At 74.5% G+C, this 17,765-nt stretch carries 14 protein-coding genes and 1 riboswitch; of the genes, 12 read left to right on the top strand and 2 right to left on the bottom strand.

The window, feature by feature from the left end; genetic code table 11:
* Complete coding sequence (gene mfd / locus AB0P35_RS16770; protein ID WP_363511310.1) at positions 1-3,639, top strand: transcription-repair coupling factor; 3,639 nt, start codon at positions 1-3, stop codon at positions 3,637-3,639.
* Positions 3,640-3,724: 85 nt separating this feature from the next.
* On the opposite strand, the gene AB0P35_RS16765 is transcribed toward mfd, so the two are convergent.
* A complete protein-coding gene (locus AB0P35_RS16765; RefSeq protein WP_363511308.1) occupies positions 3,725-4,321 on the bottom strand; it encodes a DUF4352 domain-containing protein in 597 nt (198 codons plus the stop codon).
* Positions 4,322-4,555: 234 nt separating this feature from the next.
* On the opposite strand from AB0P35_RS16765, the gene AB0P35_RS16760 reads away from it, so the two are divergent.
* The 5 genes from AB0P35_RS16760 (at position 4,556) to AB0P35_RS16740 (ending at position 10,986) form a co-directional block, all read left to right on the top strand.
* Positions 4,556-6,670 carry an N-6 DNA methylase gene (locus tag AB0P35_RS16760; protein WP_363511306.1) on the top strand — a complete coding sequence of 705 codons (2,115 nt, stop codon included), beginning with the start codon at positions 4,556-4,558 and terminating at the stop codon, positions 6,668-6,670.
* Positions 6,671-6,780: 110 nt separating this feature from the next.
* Complete coding sequence (locus tag AB0P35_RS16755; RefSeq protein ID WP_363511304.1) at positions 6,781-7,422, top strand: hypothetical protein; 642 nt, start codon at positions 6,781-6,783, stop codon at positions 7,420-7,422.
* Positions 7,419-9,158, top strand: a complete 1,740-nt coding sequence (locus AB0P35_RS16750) for a serine/threonine-protein kinase (RefSeq protein WP_363511302.1) — start codon at positions 7,419-7,421, stop codon at positions 9,156-9,158. The genes AB0P35_RS16755 and AB0P35_RS16750 overlap by 4 nt, the downstream gene beginning before the upstream one ends.
* A 131-nt stretch (positions 9,159-9,289) precedes the next feature.
* Positions 9,290-9,928: a SurA N-terminal domain-containing protein gene (locus AB0P35_RS16745; protein ID WP_363511300.1), complete on the top strand. Its 639-nt coding sequence runs from the start codon at positions 9,290-9,292 to the stop codon at positions 9,926-9,928.
* 65 nt (positions 9,929-9,993) lie between these two features.
* The gene (locus AB0P35_RS16740) at positions 9,994-10,986 is read left to right on the top strand and encodes a MazG family protein (protein WP_363511298.1); all 993 of its coding nucleotides are present in this window, start codon (positions 9,994-9,996) and stop codon (positions 10,984-10,986) included.
* On the opposite strand, the gene AB0P35_RS16735 is transcribed toward AB0P35_RS16740, so the two are convergent.
* Positions 10,944-11,372, bottom strand: a complete 429-nt coding sequence (locus tag AB0P35_RS16735) for an SDR family NAD(P)-dependent oxidoreductase (RefSeq protein WP_363511296.1) — start codon at positions 11,370-11,372, stop codon at positions 10,944-10,946. The genes AB0P35_RS16740 and AB0P35_RS16735 overlap by 43 nt on opposite strands.
* A 206-nt stretch (positions 11,373-11,578) precedes the next feature.
* Between AB0P35_RS16735 and AB0P35_RS16730 the strand changes: the two genes are divergently transcribed.
* The 6 genes from AB0P35_RS16730 (at position 11,579) to AB0P35_RS16705 (ending at position 17,656) form a co-directional block, all read left to right on the top strand.
* Entirely contained in the window at positions 11,579-12,859 is a 1,281-nt protein-coding gene (locus AB0P35_RS16730; RefSeq protein WP_363511294.1) for a cytochrome P450, read from the top strand.
* A 193-nt stretch (positions 12,860-13,052) separates the two neighbouring features.
* Positions 13,053-13,239, top strand: a riboswitch (cyclic di-AMP (ydaO/yuaA leader).
* Positions 13,240-13,243: 4 nt separating this feature from the next.
* Positions 13,244-14,041 carry a transglycosylase family protein gene (locus tag AB0P35_RS16725; protein WP_363511292.1) on the top strand — a complete coding sequence of 266 codons (798 nt, stop codon included), beginning with the start codon at positions 13,244-13,246 and terminating at the stop codon, positions 14,039-14,041.
* 204 nt (positions 14,042-14,245) lie between these two features.
* Positions 14,246-15,532, top strand: coding sequence for a phosphopyruvate hydratase (gene eno, locus AB0P35_RS16720; protein ID WP_030270828.1), 1,287 nt, complete (start codon positions 14,246-14,248; stop codon positions 15,530-15,532).
* Positions 15,533-15,630: 98 nt separating this feature from the next.
* Complete coding sequence (locus AB0P35_RS16715) at positions 15,631-16,065, top strand: septum formation initiator family protein (RefSeq protein WP_095873407.1); 435 nt, start codon at positions 15,631-15,633, stop codon at positions 16,063-16,065.
* Positions 16,062-16,718, top strand: a complete 657-nt coding sequence (locus tag AB0P35_RS16710; RefSeq protein ID WP_363511289.1) for a DUF501 domain-containing protein — start codon at positions 16,062-16,064, stop codon at positions 16,716-16,718. Before AB0P35_RS16715 ends, AB0P35_RS16710 begins: the two co-directional genes overlap by 4 nt.
* A complete protein-coding gene (locus AB0P35_RS16705; protein ID WP_363511287.1) occupies positions 16,715-17,656 on the top strand; it encodes a Ppx/GppA phosphatase family protein in 942 nt (313 codons plus the stop codon). Before AB0P35_RS16710 ends, AB0P35_RS16705 begins: the two co-directional genes overlap by 4 nt.
* Positions 17,657-17,765 lie beyond the last annotated feature (109 nt).

Raw genomic sequence — 17,765 nt, 5'->3', positions numbered from 1 at the left:
ATGAGCCTGTCCGGACTGCTCGATGTCGTCGTACGGGACGCCGCCCTCGCCGAGGCGATCGAAGCGGCGGCCACGGGCCACAGGCAGCACCTCGATCTGGTGGGACCACCGGCCGCACGGCCCTTCGCGATCGCCGCCCTGGCCCGGTCGCTCGCGGCGAAGGCCGGCGAGCGCGGCCGCCCGGTGCTGGCCGTCACCGCCACCGGCCGGGAGGCCGAGGACCTGGCGGCGAGCCTGCGCTCGCTGCTGCCCCCGGACGCGGTCGCCGAGTTCCCGGCCTGGGAGACCCTGCCGCACGAGCGGCTCTCCCCGCGCTCGGACACCGTGGGCCGCCGGCTCGCGGTGCTGCGCCGGATCGTCCACCCGCGGGCCGACGACCTCACGGCCGGCCCGGTGCAGGTGGTCGTCGCCCCCGTCCGCTCGGTGCTGCAGCCGCAGGTGAAGGGCCTGGCCGAGCTGGAGCCGGTGGCCCTCCAGCGCGGCGAGCAGCACGACCTGGACGAGGTCGCCCGTCGGCTGGCCGCGGCCGCCTACGCCCGGGTCGAACTGGTCGAGAAGCGCGGCGAGTTCGCGGTGCGCGGCGGCATCCTGGACGTCTTCCCGCCGACCGAGGAGCACCCGCTGCGGGTGGAGTTCTGGGGCGACGACGTCGAGGAGATCCGCTACTTCAAGGTGGCCGACCAGCGCTCGCTGGAGATCGCCGAGCACGGCCTGTGGGCGCCGCCCTGCCGGGAGCTGCTGCTCACCGACGAGGTGCGGGCGCGGGCCGCCGAGCTGGCCGGCCGGCAGCCCGGGCTGGCCGAGATCCTGGACAGGATCGCCGAGGGCATCGCGGTCGAGGGCATGGAGTCGCTGGCCCCCGTCCTGGTGGACGACATGGAGCTGCTGCTGGACGTGCTGCCGAAGGGCTCGATCGCGGTGGTCTGCGACCCGGAGCGGGTCCGCACCCGGGCGGCCGACCTGGTCGCGACCAGCCAGGAGTTCCTGCAGGCGTCCTGGGTGGCCGCGGCGGCCGGCGGCGACCGGCCGATCGACATCGAGGAGATCGACGTCTCGGCGGCCTCGCTGTGGTCGCTGGCGGACGTCCGTGAGCACGCGGCGGAGATCGGGCTGCCCTGGTGGTCGGTGAGCCCGTTCGCGACCAGCGACTCCACGGTCAGCAGCATCCTCGCCCGCGGCGGAGCCGCCGATCGGCGCGGCGACGCCGACACCCTGACGCTCGGCATGCACGCCGTGGAGGCGTACCGCGGCGACACCGCCCGGGCCATCGCCGACGCCAAGGAGCGGCTGAACGCCGACTGGCGGGTCGTCATGGTGACGGAGGGCCACGGCCCGGCCTCCCGGCTGGCCGAGGTGCTCTCCGGCGAGGGCATCCCCGCGCGTCTGGTCGCCGACCTCGCCGAGGCGCCGACCCGGGACGTCGTGTACGTCTCCTGCGGCTCGATCGAGCACGGCTTCGTCGACGAGGCGCTGAAGCTCACCGTCGTCACCGAGACCGACCTGTCCGGCCAGAAGTCCTCCACCAAGGACATGCGGCGGATGCCGTCCCGGCGCCGCAACGCCATCGACCCGCTGGCCCTGGCGGCCGGCGACTACGTGGTGCACGAGCAGCACGGCGTCGGCAAGTACGTCGAGATGGTGCAGCGCACCGTGCAGGGCGCCACCCGCGAGTACCTGGTGCTGGAGTACGCGCCGGCCAAGCGCGGCCACCCCGGCGACCGGCTGTTCGTGCCGTCCGACCAGCTCGACCAGGTCACCAAGTACGTCGGCGGCGAGGCGCCCACCCTGCACCGGCTCGGCGGCGCGGACTGGGCGAAGACCAAGCAGCGGGCGAAGAAGGCGGTCAAGGAGATCGCCGCCGACCTGATCAAGCTGTACTCGGCGCGGATGGCCGCCCCGGGCCACGCCTTCGGCCCGGACACCCCGTGGCAGCGCGAGCTGGAGGACGCCTTCCCGTACGCGGAGACCCCGGACCAGCTCACCACCATCGGCGAGGTCAAGGGGGACATGGAGAAGTCCGTCCCGATGGACCGGCTGATCTGCGGCGACGTCGGCTACGGCAAGACCGAGATCGCGGTGCGGGCCGCCTTCAAGGCGGTGCAGGACGGCAAGCAGGTCGCCGTGCTGGTGCCCACCACGCTCCTCGTCCAGCAGCACTTCTCCACCTTCGCCGAGCGGTACGCCAACTTCCCGGTCAACGTGAAGGCGCTCTCCCGCTTCCAGACCGACAGCGAGGCGAAGGCCGTCCTGGAGGGCCTGTTCGAAGGCTCGGTGGACGTGGTCATCGGTACCCACCGGCTGTTCTCCGCGGAGACCCGCTTCAAGGACCTCGGCCTGGTCATCGTCGACGAGGAGCAGCGCTTCGGCGTCGAGCACAAGGAGCAGCTGAAGAAGCTGCGGGCCAACGTCGACGTGCTGACCATGTCGGCGACGCCGATCCCGCGCACCCTGGAGATGGCCGTCACCGGCATCCGCGAGATGTCCACCATCACCACCCCGCCGGAGGAGCGGCACCCGGTGCTGACCTTCGTCGGCCCGTACGACGAGAAGCAGATCGCCGCCGCCGTCCGCCGCGAACTCCTGCGCGAGGGCCAGGTGTTCTACATCCACAACCGGGTCGAGTCGATCGACAAGGCGGCCGCCCGGCTGAAGGAGCTCGTGCCCGAGGCCCGGGTCGCCACCGCGCACGGCCAGATGGGCGAGACCCACCTGGAGAAGGTCGTCGTCGACTTCTGGGAGAAGGAGTTCGACGTCCTGGTGTCCACGACGATCGTGGAGTCCGGCATCGACATCTCCAACGCCAACACCCTGATCGTCGAACGCGGCGACACCTTCGGCCTCTCCCAGCTGCACCAGCTGCGCGGCCGGGTCGGCCGCGGCCGCGAACGCGGCTACGCCTACATGCTGTACCCGCCGGAGAAGCCGCTGACCGAGACGGCGCACGAGCGCCTCGCCACCATCGCCCAGCACACCGAGATGGGCGCCGGCATGTACGTCGCCATGAAGGACCTGGAGATCCGCGGCGCCGGCAACCTGCTCGGCGGCGAGCAGTCCGGCCACATCGCCGGGGTCGGCTTCGACCTCTACATGCGGATGGTCGGCGAGGCGGTGGCCGAGTTCCGCGAGTCGCTGGAGGGCGGCGGCGCGCCGGAGGAGGAGCCGCTGGAGGTGAAGATCGAGCTGCCGGTCGACGCCCACGTGCCGCACGACTACGCGCCCGGCGAGCGGCTGCGCCTGCAGGCCTACCGCTCGATCGCCGCGGTCAACTCCGAGGAGGACATCGTCCATGTCCGGGAGGAGCTCACCGACCGCTACGGCAAGCTGCCCGAGCCGGTGGAGAACCTGCTGATGGTGGCGGGCCTCCGGTTGTACTCCCGGCGCTGCGGCGTCGCCGACATCACCCTGCAGGGCAACTTCGTCCGCTTCGGCCCGGTGGAGCTCCGCGAGTCCCAGCAGCTGCGGCTCAACCGCCTCTACCCCCGCACCCAGATCAAGGCGGCCACCTCGCAGCTGCTCGTGCCCCGCCCGGTGAGCGGCGGACGGATCGGCGGAAAGCCGCTGCTCGGCCGTGAACTCCTGGCCTGGAGCACGGAGTTCCTCACCACCATGTTCGACGACCTGGCGGGCGCGAAGCGGTAGCGCCCCCGGCTCCGATCGGCGGTCTCGGGCCCTGTGCCCGAGGCCGCCCTTTTTGTTCCACTCGTTCCACGTGGAGCGGCGCAGGTCAGGAGAGCTTCCACTGGCCGGTCTGGTCGGCCATGCCGCTGTCGAGGGTGAACTGGACCTTGTCGAGCACGGCGTCCTTGGGCACCTCGAAGGTCAGGAAGCCGAGGCCGCTCTCGCCGGGGGCGATGTTCACGGAGCCGGAGAAGCCCTGGCCGGCCTTGGTGTCGTAGAAGCCGGTGGAGAAGGACTGGCCCTGGGCGTCCAGCAGCTTGGCGCTGTTGGCGGGGGCGTCGCTGTAGGCCTTGCCGGTGGCCTTGATCCGGAACTGGACGGCGACGAAGCGCTTGCCGTCGGCCGGCTTGCTGAACTCGTCCTCGCCCTCGGCGTTGTCGACGACCTTGACCACGGTGACGTCGGCGGTGGTGGTCTTCTCGAAGCCCTTCAGCGCGATGGTGTCGCCGACCTTGGCGGGGGCGGCGGCGCCCTGCTTGGCGGTACCGGCCGTGCCGGCGGCGGAGGCGGGAGCGCCGGAGGCCGGCTTCTTCGCCTCGGTGGAGACGGAGGACGCGCCGGTGTTGCAGGCGGCGGCGCCCAGGGCGACCAGGGAGGCGGCGAGCAGGACGGCGGCGGAGCGGCGGACGGTGCTGCGGGTCATGACGTGAACTCCCCAAGGTGGCAGGTGGATTCGCCGCGGCATCGGGCCGATTCGGCGATGACCAGATCACACCATGTACTGTGAACACTGTCAACGGTGATTCATGAAACGCCTCTGTTCACGTGTGAACGAGGCTGGGGCGCCCATGGCTATGCTGGGCGGTCACACGCGCCGCGGACCGCAGGAGAACACCCCCGCGACCCGCCCCGCCGCCGCCCGACCGAGGAGCCCCCGATGCCGGACCGTCCCGAGGTGACCGCCGTCGAGATCGCCCGCCTGGCCGGCGTCGGACGGGCCGCCGTCAGCAACTGGCGCCGCCGCCACGTCGACTTCCCGCAGCCCGCCGGCGGTACCGACACCAGCCCGACCTTCCGCCTCGACGAGGTCGAGCGCTGGCTCCGCGCCCAGGGAAAGATCGCCGAACTGCCGCTGCTGGAACGCGTCCGCCGTCAGCTGGAGACCCTCCGCGACCCCGACGGCCACCCCGCCGCCCCGCTCCTCGCCGCCGGCGCCCTCCTGCTCCAGCTGCACCGCGACCCGGCCGGCTGGGACGCCCTGCGCGAGGAACCCGACACCCGGCTCGCCACCGCACTGCCCCGCCTGCTGCAACAGACCGCGGCCTCCGTCCTCGGCCCCGACGGCGCCGCCCGGCTCGCCCTGCCCCGGCTCGCCGGCGCCACCTACCTCGACCTCGCCCGCCTGCTGGTACGACTCGCCGAGGAGCACGGCCCGGCCGGCGCCTTCGAGCAGCTGCTCGCCCGGCACACCGAGGCCGCCGCCCGGCCCGCCGCCACCACCCCGCCCGAGGCCGCCGCCCTCCTCGCCGACCTGGCCGGCCCCGGCGGCGCCGGGGGTACCGTCCTCGACCCTGCGTGCGGCCTCGGCGCCCTGCTGCTCGCCGCCGGCCCGGCGGCCGCCCGGCACGGGCAGGACCTCGACCCGGTGCACACCGCCCTCACCCTGCTCAGGCTCGCCCTGCACACCCCGCCCGGCACCCCCGCCCCGCTCGCCCTCGACCTGCGCGCCGGCGACTCGCTGCGCGCCGACGCCCACCCCGGCCTCGCCGCCGACACCGTGCTCTGCCAGCCGCCCTACAACGAGCGGGACTGGGGCCACGACGAGCTCCAGTACGACTCCCGCTGGCCCGGCGGCCTCGTCCCGCCGCGCGGGGAGTCCGAACTCGCCTGGGTGCTGCACTGCCTGGCGCACACCCGCCCCGGCGGCCTCGCCGCCCTGCTGCTGCCGCCCACCGTCGCCTCGCGCCGGGCCGGCCGCCGGATCCGGGCCGAACTCGTCCGCTCCGGCGCGCTGCGCGCCGTCGTCGCGCTGCCCGCCGGAACCGCCCCGCCGTACGGCGTCCCGCTGCACCTGTGGCTGCTGCGCGGCCCCCGCCACGGCGACGACTTCCGCCGGGTCCTGCTGCTCGACGCCGCCGCGGCGCACCCCGCGGCCGAGGGCGGCCGCGACCGGATCGACTGGCCCGCCCTGCACCGCACCGTCCTCGACACCTGGCAGGCCTTCGACACCGCCGCCCGCGAGGGCGCACCGCTGCCCGTCGACCGCCCCGGAGTCCACCGCGCGGTGCCCGCCCTCGACCTGCTCGACGACGAGACCGACCTCTCCCCGGCCCGCCACCTGCCCGCCGCCGCCCCCGACGGCGGGGCCGCCGCCCTGCACCACCTGCAGGCCCGGCTCGGTGAGCTGCTCGCCGGCCCGGCCGACCCGGCGGGCGCCCTGCCCGCCGTCGCCGACAGCCCGTCGACCGCCGAGCCGCCGCTGGTGACCGTCGGCGAACTCGCCCGCGCGGGGGCGCTGGAGGTGCACTCCAGCGGCCAGGGCGTCCCGATCCGCGCGACCGGTGACGGACCGTCGGACATCCCCGTCCTCACCGACCAGGACCTGCTCGCCGGCGCCGCCCCCGGCGGCACTGCGGCCGCCGTCGACGCCCCGCTCACCACCCGCCCCGGCGACGTCCTCGTCCCCGCCCTCGGCGGCGGCACCGCCCGCGTGGTGCGGGCCGGCGGCCCGCTGGACGGGGTCGCCCTCGGCCCCCGCCTGCACCTGCTGCGCCCCGACCCGGCCCAGCTCGACCCGGACTTCCTGGCCGGCGTGCTGCGCGCCACCGGTAGCGCCCGCCGGGCCAGCAGCTACGCCTCCACCACCACCCGGCTGGACGTCCGCCGGGTCGAACTGCCCCGGGTCCCGCCCGCGCGCCAGCGCGAGCTCGGCGCGGCCTTCCGCCGGATCGCCGACTTCGAGGCCGCCCTCGACCGGGCCGCCGCGCTCGGCCGCGAACTCGCCCGGGGGCTCACCGACGGCCTCGCCGCCGGCGGCCTGACGGAGCGGTAGGAGCGGCGGATCCGACGGGCGTCGGGCGCCACGGGCGGAAAGGCTCTGCTCGCCCGGCCGGTGTGACGGTACGGTGTGCGACACACCCTCGACCCCGCACAGGAGCGCGCATGTCCGGCCCCCTGTACGGGCAGCCCGGCCACACCGCCGGCGGCCCGTTCAGCCTGCTCCACAGGATTCTCGTCTGCCTGATGCCGCTGCTGACCTTCGGTCTGCTCGGCATGGCGCCGTCGGTCCTGCTCGCGGCGCGCCGCCGTCGGGCGGCGGACGTGATCGGCGCGGTGGTCTTCGGCCTCGTCCAGCTCACCATGTACGTCGTCCTCGGGCTCTCGCCCAAGGAGACCACCGGCACCTGGTACGCGGACGTCACCGGCCTGACCGCGATCGTGCTCTGGATCGTGGCACCCGCCCACTTCCTGATCATGGACAGCGCCTCGATCTGGAACCGCGGCCGGCCCGCCGCCCCCTGGCCGCCGCAGGGCCTCTACCTGCCGACGGCGTACCCGCCAGGCGCCCAGACCCCGCCCGCGCCCATGCTCGCCGTGCCCGCCCCGGCCCCCGGCTACCAGCAGCCCCAGCCCCAGCCGTACGCCCAGCCGCAGCCGCAGCCGCAGGTCCACCCGCAGGCGCAGGCCCCGCAGCCGCAGCCGTCCGCCCCGCACACCCCCACCGTGCGGGCCGCCCCCGGCGGCGACGACCTGCAGCAGCTCGGTGAACTGCTGCGCCGTCAGGCCGGGGACGGCCGCCCGTGACCGGCGCCCGGGTCGTCGACGGCCGCTACCGGCTCACCGAGAAGATCGGGCACGGCGGCATGGGCCAGGTCTGGGCCGGCCACGACCAGCGGCTCGACCGCCGGGTCGCGGTCAAGCTGCTCCGCACCGACCTGCTCGGACCCGAGGACGCCACCCGCAGCCGCGGCGACGAACTGCGCCGCCGCTTCCTGCGCGAGAGCCGGATCAGCGCCGCCCTCGACCACCCGGGCCTGGTCACCGTCTTCGACGCCGGCACCGACAGCGGCGAGCTCTACCTCGTCATGCAGCGGGTGCCCGGCGTCAGCCTCGCCGACCTGCTCGCCGAGGACGGCCCGCTGACCGTCGACCGCGCGGTCGCCGCGGCCGCCCAGCTCTGCTCCGCGCTCGCCGCCGTGCACGCCGTCCCGGTCGTCCACCGGGATCTGAAGCCCAGCAATGTGATGATCCGTCCGGACGGGCGGACCGTCCTGCTCGACCTCGGCATCGCCACCGCCCTCGACCCGGACGCCACCCGGCTCACCCTCACCGGCACCCCGATCGGCAGCCCCGCCTACATGGCTCCCGAGCAGGCCCTCGCCGCCGGTGTCGACCCGCGCAGCGACCTCTACGCCCTCGGCTGCCTGCTGCACGAGATGCTCACCGGCGACGCCCCGTTCACCGCCCCCACCGCGCTCGGCGTGCTCCGCCGGCACGTCGACGAGCCACCGCCCCCGCTGCGCGAGCTGCGCCCGGACGTCCCGCCCGCCCTGGAACGGCTGGTCCTCGACCTGCTCGCCAAGCAGCCCGCCGACCGCCCCGCCGACGCCCAGCAGGTGTACGCGGCGCTGCTGCCGCTGCTACCGGCCCCGGCCGCCGAACCGCAGCCGCCGTACGGCCCGCTGCCCGACACCGCCCGCCCCTACCGCCACCCGCACCAGCCGCTCCCCGCCCGCGCCGCCGCCCCGGCCGCCGCGCGGCTGCGGCTGCCGCTGCCGGCCCCCGCACCCCCGGCCGACCCCGCCCCGGTGCTGATCGCGGCCGTCGCACCGCGCGCCGCCGAACCGGACGAGGAACTCACCGCGGCCTGCGCCCGGCTCTCCGACCTGGTCGCCGCCCGCCGGCACGCCGAGGTGGTCGACCTCGCCGCCCGGCTGCTGCCCCGGATCGCCGCCGCGCTCGGCGACGGCGCCCCGCTGCTGCAGACCGTCCGGACCATCCACGCCCGCACCCTGCTGGAGGAGGGCCGCGCCCGGGAGGCCCTCGCCGAGTACCGGCTGCTCGCCGCCGCCACCGCCGCCGAACGCGGCCCCTACGACCCCGCGACGCTCGACCACCGCCAGCGCGCCGCCGAATGCCTGGAGCGCCTCGGCCGCACCACCGAGGCGCTCGCCGAGTACCGCGGGCTCACCGCCGCGCTGCCGCCCGACTCCGACCAGGCCCTGGAGGTCCGCGAGCGCACCGGCCGGCTGCTCACCGCCGCCGGCGACCACGACGGCGCCTGGCACACCCTGCTCGAACTCCTGCTGGACACCGAGCGCCGCCGCGGCCCGCACCACGCCGACGTCCGCCGGCTGCGCGCCCTGCTCGACCGGATCGGCGGGCTGCGCACCGCCACCCCGCTGCCCGGCGGCACCCCGGTGCGGCCGCCCGCCGCCACCCCGCCCGCCGGCACCTCCCGGCCCGACCCGCGGCTGTTCGCCCCGGCCACACCGCCGCCGACCCCGGTGCCCGGCAACCCGTACGCCGCCGGGGGCTGAGGCCGGACGGGCACCGGGTGCGGGGCCCGGCGGCGGGGGTCTGGGCAAGCCGCGGGCGGCTCCCTATTGTTCACTCCAGTCAGGAGAACCACCGGACGCCATAGCCCCACCCACCGCACGGGAGGCCCCACGTGATCCGCACCAGCTCCGCCCTCCGCCCGGCCCGGACGGCCGCCGGGATCCTGCTCGCGGCCGCCGTGCTGACCGCGTGCGGCGGCTCCCCGGCCCACCAGGGAGCGGCGGCGGTGGTCGGCGACGAGCGGATCCCGATCGCCGAGGTGCAGGCCAAGGTGAGCGCGCTGCGGGACGCCACCGCCGCGGCCGCCCCGGGCGGCACCGGCACCGAGCAGGCCGGCCTGGTCCGGCGGACGGTCGCCGAACTCGTCCTCGACCGGGTGATCGCCCGCGCCCTCGCCGACCGCGGCCTCTCCGTCACCCAGGGGGAGATCGCCGAGGCCCGGCGGAACGACGCCCAGCTGCTCGGCGGGGACGCCGCCCTGGAGCGGCAGCTGCTGCTCCGTCAGGGCGTGGCCGCCGAGGACGTCCCCGTCTTCTACCGGCAGCAGATCGGCATCCGGAAGATCGCCGCCGCGGCCGGCCAGGACGCCCGCACCGAGCAGGGCGACGCCGCGGTGCGCAAGGCCCTCGCCGAGGCCGGCCGGGCACTCAAGGTCGAGGTCAACCCCCGCTACGGCCGCTGGGACCCGCAGAAGATCGCCCTGGTCGACGCCGCCACCGACTGGCTGCTGCAGCGGGCGCCCGCCGCCTGACCGCACGGCCGTCAGCCCTGGTCGGGCCGCGCAGGGCCGGTACCGCGGGGCGGTAGGTTCGGGGTGTGGAGACTCCGAAGCTGATCCTGCTGACCACCACCCACCGGGTCGCCCCCGGCCTGCTGTCCTGGCCGGCCTGGGAGGCCCTGCGCTCGGCCGGCCGGGTGCTGGCCGGCGACCCCGGGCACCCGCAGCTGCCCGCCCTGCGGCAGGCCGGCGTCGAGGCGGAGATCATCGAGCGGACGTCCGCGCCGGCGCTGGCCCGCCTGCTTGCCGGGGCCGCCCCGGTGGTCTGGCTGGGCAGCCCGGACGGCGACCCGGGACTCACCGACGCACTGGCCCGCCTCGCCGTCGAGGAGGCCGGCACCGCCCCCGAGATCGAGCTGCTGCCCGGCTCGTACGACCTGCCGGGCGCACGGCTGCTCGACCTGGCCTCGGTGATGGACCGGCTGCGCTCGCCCGGCGGCTGCCCCTGGGACGCCGAGCAGACCCACGAGTCGCTGGTGAAGTACCTGGTCGAGGAGGCGTACGAACTCGTCGAGGCGATCGAGGAGGGCGACCGGGAGACGCTCCGCGAGGAGCTCGGGGACGTCCTGCTGCAGGTCTTCTTCCACGCCCGGATCGCCGAGGAGCACCCGGAGGACCCGTTCTCCGTCGACGACGTGGCCGGCGACATCGTCGAGAAGCTGATGTACCGCCACCCGCACGTCTTCGGCGACGTGGAGGCCGCCGGCTCCGCGCAGGTCGAGGCCAACTGGGAGCAGCTGAAGGCCGCGGAGAAGCAGCGCGACTCGGTGCTGGACGGGGTGCCGTCGGGGCTGCCCGCACTGGCGTACGCGGCCAAGCTGGTCTCGCGGGTGCGCCGGGCCGGCTTCACCGCCGTGCCGGACTCCCCGTACGAGCTGCCGGACGAGCTGACCGCGCAGAGCGCCGGCGAGCTGCTACTGGCCGTGGCGCAGCGCGCCTATGACGCCGGGGTGGACGTCGACGCGGCGCTGCGCGGTGCCGCGCGCCGCTACCGGACGGCGGTGCGGACGGCCGAGGGGCTGTCGGACTGACGCTGCGGCGGGACGACCTCGCTGATCGCCTCGCCGACCAGTTCGAGCAGCTCGGCCAGCGGGGCGAGGTGGTCGGGCAGGTCGGCGAAGGAGACGATCCGCTCGCCGTGCGGGCCGGCCACCGCGAACAGGTCGATCCGGCCGAGGTGCTTGGTCGCGGTGTCGACCAGGGCGGCGACGTCGCTGGGCTGGTGGACGTCGCCGCTCACGCCGACGACCGGGCAGCCGGGGCGGTCGAGCTCGGCCGCGAGGTCCTCCGCGACACCCGGGCGCAGGTCGGCCACGAGCATGCCCGCGGCACCCGCGGCGGCGAAGCGGCGGGCCAGATCGGCCCCCTCGCCCCCGCTGAGTACGGCGATGACCACCACTGCCCCGGCTACTCGCACGGCCTGCTCCTCTCTGAGCACGACACCCCGTGGGCGGCTCCGCACGTCCGCCCTCCACGGCTATCGGAGGATCGTAGGCACCTCGCGACCCCCCGCAACAGGGATTACCCCCCAGGTGACCAGGCTCACGCCCGTTCGGGCCGATCGGATCCGGCCGTGCCGCGGGCACCCCCGATCGGGTGGCCGGCAGCGGATACCGTCGGGGCATGCCGGACACCTCCCGCCCCGACCAGCCGGAACTCTTCACCTGGGAGTTCGCCGCCGACCCGTACCCCGCGTACGCCTGGTTGCGCGAGCACGCGCCGGTGCACCGCACCACGCTGCCGAGCGGGGTGGAGGCCTGGCTGGTCACCCGGTACGCGGACGCCCGGCAGGCGCTCGCCGACTCCCGGCTCTCCAAGAACCCGGTGCACCACAGCGAGCAGGCGCACCGCTCCGGCCGGGTCGGCATCCCGGGGGAGCGCCAGGCCGACCTGATGACCCACCTGCTGAACATCGACCCGCCGGACCACACCCGCCTGCGGCGGCTGGTGTCCAAGGCGTTCACCCCGCGCCGGGTGGCGGAGTTCGAGCCCCGGGTGCAGCAGCTCACCGACCGGCTGATCGACTCCTTCGCCGAGCGGGGCACCGCCGACCTGATCCACGAGTTCGCCTTCCCGCTGCCGATCTACGCGATCTGCGACCTGCTCGGCGTGCCGGCCGAGGACCAGGACGACTTCCGCGACTGGGCCGGCATGATGATCCGACACCACGGCGGGCAGCGCGGCGGTGTCGGCCGGGCCGTGAAGCGGATGCGGACCTACCTGGCGGAGCTGATCCACCGCAAGCGGGCCGACCTCGGCGACGACCTGATCTCCGGGCTGATCCGGGCCAGCGACCACGGCGAGCACCTGACCGAGAACGAGGCCGCCGCGATGGCCTTCATCCTGCTGTTCGCCGGGTTCGAGACCACCGTCAACCTGATCGGCAACGGCCTGTACGCGCTGCTGCGCAACCCCGGCCAGCGGGCGCTGCTGCAGGAGTCGCTGGCCCGCGGCGAGGGCGGCCTGCTGGAGACCGGGATCGAGGAGCTGCTGCGCTACGACGGACCGGTGGAGCTCGCCACGTGGCGGTTCGCCACCCGTCCGCTGACGATCGGCGGGGTGGACGTCCCGGTCGGCGACCCGGTGCTGGTGGTGCTGGCCGCCGCCGACCGCGACCCGGCCCGGTTCGCCGACGAGAACACCCTGGACCTCGCCCGCACCGACAACCCGCACCTGGGCTTCGGCCACGGCATCCACTACTGCATCGGCGCCCCGCTGGCCCGGCTTGAGGGCCGCGCGGCCCTGGCCACCCTGTTGACCCGCCTCCCCGATCTCGCCCTGGACGCCGACCCCGCCGACCTGCGCTGGCGCGGCGGCCTCATCATGCGCGGCCTGCGCGAGCTCCCGGTCGCCTTCACCCCGGAGACCGCGGCGGAGCCGTCCGGGCGGTGCGACCCGGTCTGACGGTGTGTCGCGCCGATCGGGAGTGATCGGATCTGAACACTCATCAATCAGGAAATACCGGCATCGTTCGTGGGCGATAATAGGCTCTCCGTAATTCCCACGTGATATCAGCGAGATGAGCTTGTGATCGTCCGTTCGATCTGCTTACTCTCCCGAACAGTCCGCAGCCGCGGACCCCGCGTGCGGCAACGCCGAATCCTGTCCGCCGCACCCGGGCCTCACGACCGAGACCAAGGACAGGGGCGGGGGAACCACGTTCGTCGCCGTCCCCACGGCTAGGGGTGAAGCCGCGTCAGCAGGGCCCCTCCTGCGGCCGCGGCCGGGCCAAGCCTCCCGGTCCGAACCCGACAGCTCACCTCGCAGGCGTTCGGAGAGGGAAAACCCATGCTCTTCACCGGACCTGGCCGCCACCGCCGCAGGACGACCGCCCAGAAGGCGGTCGCCGTCGCGGGTGTCGCGGGTGTCGGCCTCGCCATGCCGCTGCTCACCGCGGGCGGAGCCCATGCCGCCCCGGTCTCGATCTGGGAGAAGGTCGCCCAGTGCGAGAGCGGCGGCAACTGGAAGATCAACACCGGCAACGGCTTCTACGGCGGGCTGCAGTTCACCGCCCGTACCTGGAAGGGGTTCGGCGGCGCCCGGTACGCCCCGCTCGCCCACCAGGCGAGCAAGAGTCAGCAGATCGCCGTCGCCGAGAAGGTGCTGGCCACCCAGGGCCCCGGCGCGTGGCCGGTGTGTTCCAAACGCGCCGGCCTGACCCGCACCTCCGCGGGGAGTACCGGCGAGACCCGCAGTAGTACCGGGCAGGGCGCGCCGTCGCCGAAGTTCCCGGGCCGCGGCGGCTTCGACGCCGACTCCGGCGTGTACTGGTACCAGAAGGGCGACCAGTGGTACTGGACGGCGCACAAGGAGATCTACGAGCGCCATCTGCCCCCCGTTCCGACCGAACCGGCCGAGCCGGACGACGGTGTGGCGGCCGGCGAGGGCGGCCGCACCCTGCAGGCCGTCCCGGTGCCCGCGCTCGGCCGCGAGCCGTACACCGTGCGCGAGGGCGACACGCTGTCCGGCATCGCCGCCGCGCTCGAACTTCCCGGCGGCTGGGACCAGCTGTATGCGAACAACCGGGAGGTCGTCGGGGCCGATCCGGACCTGATCCTGCCCGGCCAGCAACTGCGGCTGGTCTGACGGACCGGCACGGTACGAACGGACCGTCCGCCCGTGGGGCGGCACCCGCGGGCGGGCGGCCGGTTCTGTGGTCCTTCAGGTGAACTACCGACGAGTAGACCGGTCACACGGTGAGACAGGGCCGTGCGTGGCACGGCCCGGCGGGCCCGTGCGGTTAGGCTCTGGTCGTAACGACCCTCATCCGCTTCCGCTAGGAGATGCCTCGTGCCGTCCATTGATGTCGTCGTAGCCCGCGAAATCCTCGACTCCCGCGGTAACCCCACGGTCGAGGTCGAGGTCGGCCTCGACGACGGCAGCACCGGTCGTGCCGCTGTTCCGTCCGGTGCCTCCACCGGTGCCTTCGAGGCCCTGGAGCTTCGCGACGGCGACAAGAACCGCTACTTCGGCAAGGGCGTGGAGAAGGCCGTCCTCGCCGTCATCGAGCAGATCGGCCCCGAGCTGGTCGGTTACGACGCCACCGAGCAGCGCCTGATCGACCAGGCCATGCTCGACCTGGACGCCACCCCGGACAAGTCCTCGCTCGGCGCCAACGCGATCCTCGGCGTCTCCCTCGCCGTCGCGCACGCCGCCTCCGAGGCCAGCGACCTGCCGCTGTTCCGCTACCTGGGCGGCCCGAACGCGCACGTCCTGCCCGTCCCGATGATGAACATCCTCAACGGCGGCTCGCACGCGGACTCCAACGTCGACATCCAGGAGTTCATGATCGCCCCGATCGGCGCGGAGTCCTTCTCCGAGGCCGTCCGCTGGGGCGTCGAGGTCTACCACACGCTCAAGGGCGTGCTGAAGGAGCGCGGCCTGTCCACCGGCCTCGGCGACGAGGGCGGCTTCGCGCCGAACCTGGACTCCAACCGCGAGGCCCTCGACCTGATCGTCGAGGCCATCAAGAAGGCCGGCTACACCCCGGGCAAGGACGTCGCGCTCGCCCTGGACGTCGCCTCCTCCGAGTTCCACAACGACGGTGCCTACACCTTCGAGGGCAAGGCGATCTCCTCCGCCGAGCTCATCGACTACTACGCCGAGCTGGTCGCCGCGTACCCGCTGGTCTCCATCGAGGACCCGCTGGACGAGTCCGACTGGGACGGCTGGAAGGCCATGACCGACAAGCTGGGCGACAAGGTCCAGCTGGTCGGCGACGACCTGTTCGTCACCAACCCGGAGCGCCTGCGCCGCGGCATCGAGACCGGCACCGCCAACGCGCTGCTGGTGAAGGTGAACCAGATCGGCTCGCTCACCGAGACCCTGGACGCCGTCGAGCTGGCCCAGCGCAACGGCTACCGCTGCATGATGTCGCACCGCTCCGGCGAGACCGAGGACGTCACCATCGCCGACCTCGCCGTCGCCACCAACTGCGGCCAGATCAAGACCGGCGCCCCGGCCCGCTCCGAGCGCGTCGCCAAGTACAACCAGCTGCTGCGCATCGAGGAGATCCTCGACGACGCCGCCGAGTACGCCGGCCGCGGTGCCTTCCCCCGGTACAAGTACGAGGGCTGACACCCGCGGGCTGACACACGGCCGCTGGACCGGTGCCCCGGCAACCACCCCGTAGGGTGGGGGCCGGGGCACCGGCGCGAGCAGGAGGGGTACGAGCGATGTGGAAGATCCCGGGACTGGCGGGGCGGCCACGCTTCACCAGCCGCGCGACCGTGCTCGTGCTCGTCCTGTGCTCGCTGGTGGCGATACTGGCCTACCCCACCCGGCAGTTCCTGACGCAGCGCTCGGAGATCGCCGACCAGCGGGCCCGGGCGGAGCACGCCCGGCAGCAGGTCGAGGAGCTCCGGCGGGCGAAGGCCCGCTGGCAGGACCCGGAGTACGTGAAGGCGCAGGCCCGCGAGCGGCTGCACTTCGCGATGCCCGGTGAGACCCCGTTCGTCTCGGTCGACCCGTCCGCACCCCCCGGCCCGGCCTCCGCCGGCGCGCTGCCCACCGGCCCGGTCCGGGCGGCCAAGCCCTGGTACACCACCGTCCTCGAATCGGTCGACCTGGCCGACTCGACGCCCGCTCCTCACGAAGACGCCACGCCATGACCTCTGAACAGCACCCTGCCACCACCCCCGACAGCGCCGTGCCGGACGCCGACGTGGCCGCCATCGCCGCCCAGCTCGGCCGGGTCCCGCGCGGGCTGCGCGGGGTGGCCCACCGCTGCCCCTGCGGCAACCCCGACGTGGTCGAGACGGCACCCCGGCTGCCCGACGGCACGCCCTTCCCCACGCTGTACTACCTGACCTGCCCCAAGGCGGCCTCGCTGATCGGCACCCTGGAGGCCGACGGTGTGATGAAGGATCAGAGCGCCCGCCTCGCCGAGGACCCGGAGCTCGCCGCCGCCTACCGGGCCGCCCACGAGGACTACATCGCCCGCCGCGACGCCATCGAGGTGCTGGAGGGCTTCCCGAGCGCCGGCGGCATGCCCGACCGGGTGAAGTGCCTGCACGTGCTGGTCGGCCACTCGCTGGCCGCCGGCCCGGGCGTCAACCCGTTCGGCGACGAGGCGATCGGCATGCTGGAGGACTGGTGGGCCAAGGGCCCGTGCGTCTCCCCGGCCGAGGTCGAGGCGGCCGGGGAGCGGGTCGCCCGCAACCGTGCCAAGGAGCAGGACCACGCCGCGGTCATCGCGGCCAAGGAGCAGAAGACCGCCGAGCGCGCGGCCAAGCGCGCCCGCGAAGAGGAGGAGGGCCAGTGACCGCCACCCGGGTCGCCGCGATCGACTGCGGCACCAACTCGATCCGGCTGCTGATCGCCGACCTCGACCCGGCCACCGGGGAGATCACCGACCTCGACCGCCGGATGGTCATCAACCGGCTCGGCCAGGGCGTCGACTCCACCGGCCGGCTCCACCCGGACGCCCTGGAGCGCACGTTCGCCGCCTGCCGCGAGTACGCGGAGATCATCACGGCGCACGGCGTGGGCCCGGAGCGGATCCGCTTCGTCGCCACCAGCGCCTCCCGGGACGCCGAGAACGCCGCCGAGTTCACCGAGGGCGTGCGCGGCATCCTCGGCGTCGTCCCCGAGGTGGTCAGCGGCGACGAGGAGGCCCGGCTCTCCTTCACCGGCGCCACCAAGGAGCTCACCGGCGGCTCCCTCAAGCCCCCGTACCTGGTCTTCGACCTGGGCGGCGGCTCCACCGAGTTCGTGCTCGGCGGCGAGGAGGTGCAGGCCGCCCGCTCGGTGGACATCGGCTGCGTCCGGATGACCGAGCGGCACTTCGGCGGCGCCGAGCTGCCGACGGACGATCAGATCGCCCGTGCCAAGGCCGACATCCTGGCCGCGCTGGACACCGCCGCCGAGACGGTGCCGCTCACCGAGGCGGCCACCCTGGTCGGCCTGGCCGGCACCGTCACCACGGTGGCCGGCATCGCCCTCGACCTCCCGGAGTACGACTCCGCGACGATCCACCACGCCCGGCTGAGCGTGGCGCAGGTCCGGGAGACCGCCGGGCGGCTGCTGCACGCCACCCACGCCGAGCGCCTGGCGATCCCGGTGATGCACCCCGGCCGGGCCGACGTCATCGGGGCCGGCGCCCTGGTCCTGCTGGAGATCATGGAGCGCACCGGCGCCGCCGAGGTGGTCGTCAGCGAGCACGACATCCTCGACGGCATCGCCTGGAGTATTGCCCGCTGACCTGCTGAGGGGCTTACCCGAGCGGCCCCGGCGCGCCTCCGCGGCGCCCCGGGCCGCCTGCCGGGCGGCGTGTCGCGAGAACCTTCGTGAATTTCTTCACATGGCCGAC

The sequence above is a fragment of the Kitasatospora sp. NPDC085879 genome (assembly GCF_040686255.1).
Classification (GTDB): Bacteria; Actinomycetota; Actinomycetes; order Streptomycetales; family Streptomycetaceae; genus Kitasatospora.
The sequence above is the reverse complement of the archived record's forward strand: the minus strand, read 5'-3'. Positions and strand labels throughout refer to the sequence as shown.

Bases quoted from the DNA above. Each gene is read 5' to 3' on its own strand.
- AB0P35_RS16725 (WP_363511292.1), top strand. From the start codon at position 13,244: ATGCTCTTCACCGGACCTGGCCGCCACCGCCGCAGGACGACCGCCCAG.
- AB0P35_RS16710 (WP_363511289.1), top strand. From the start codon at position 16,062: ATGACCTCTGAACAGCACCCTGCCACCACCCCCGACAGCGCCGTGCCG.
- AB0P35_RS16730 (WP_363511294.1), top strand. From the start codon at position 11,579: ATGCCGGACACCTCCCGCCCCGACCAGCCGGAACTCTTCACCTGGGAG.
- AB0P35_RS16765 (WP_363511308.1), bottom strand. From the start codon at position 4,321: ATGACCCGCAGCACCGTCCGCCGCTCCGCCGCCGTCCTGCTCGCCGCC.
- mfd (WP_363511310.1), top strand. From the start codon at position 1: ATGAGCCTGTCCGGACTGCTCGATGTCGTCGTACGGGACGCCGCCCTC.
- AB0P35_RS16760 (WP_363511306.1), top strand. From the start codon at position 4,556: ATGCCGGACCGTCCCGAGGTGACCGCCGTCGAGATCGCCCGCCTGGCC.
- AB0P35_RS16715 (WP_095873407.1), top strand. From the start codon at position 15,631: ATGTGGAAGATCCCGGGACTGGCGGGGCGGCCACGCTTCACCAGCCGC.
- AB0P35_RS16755 (WP_363511304.1), top strand. From the start codon at position 6,781: ATGTCCGGCCCCCTGTACGGGCAGCCCGGCCACACCGCCGGCGGCCCG.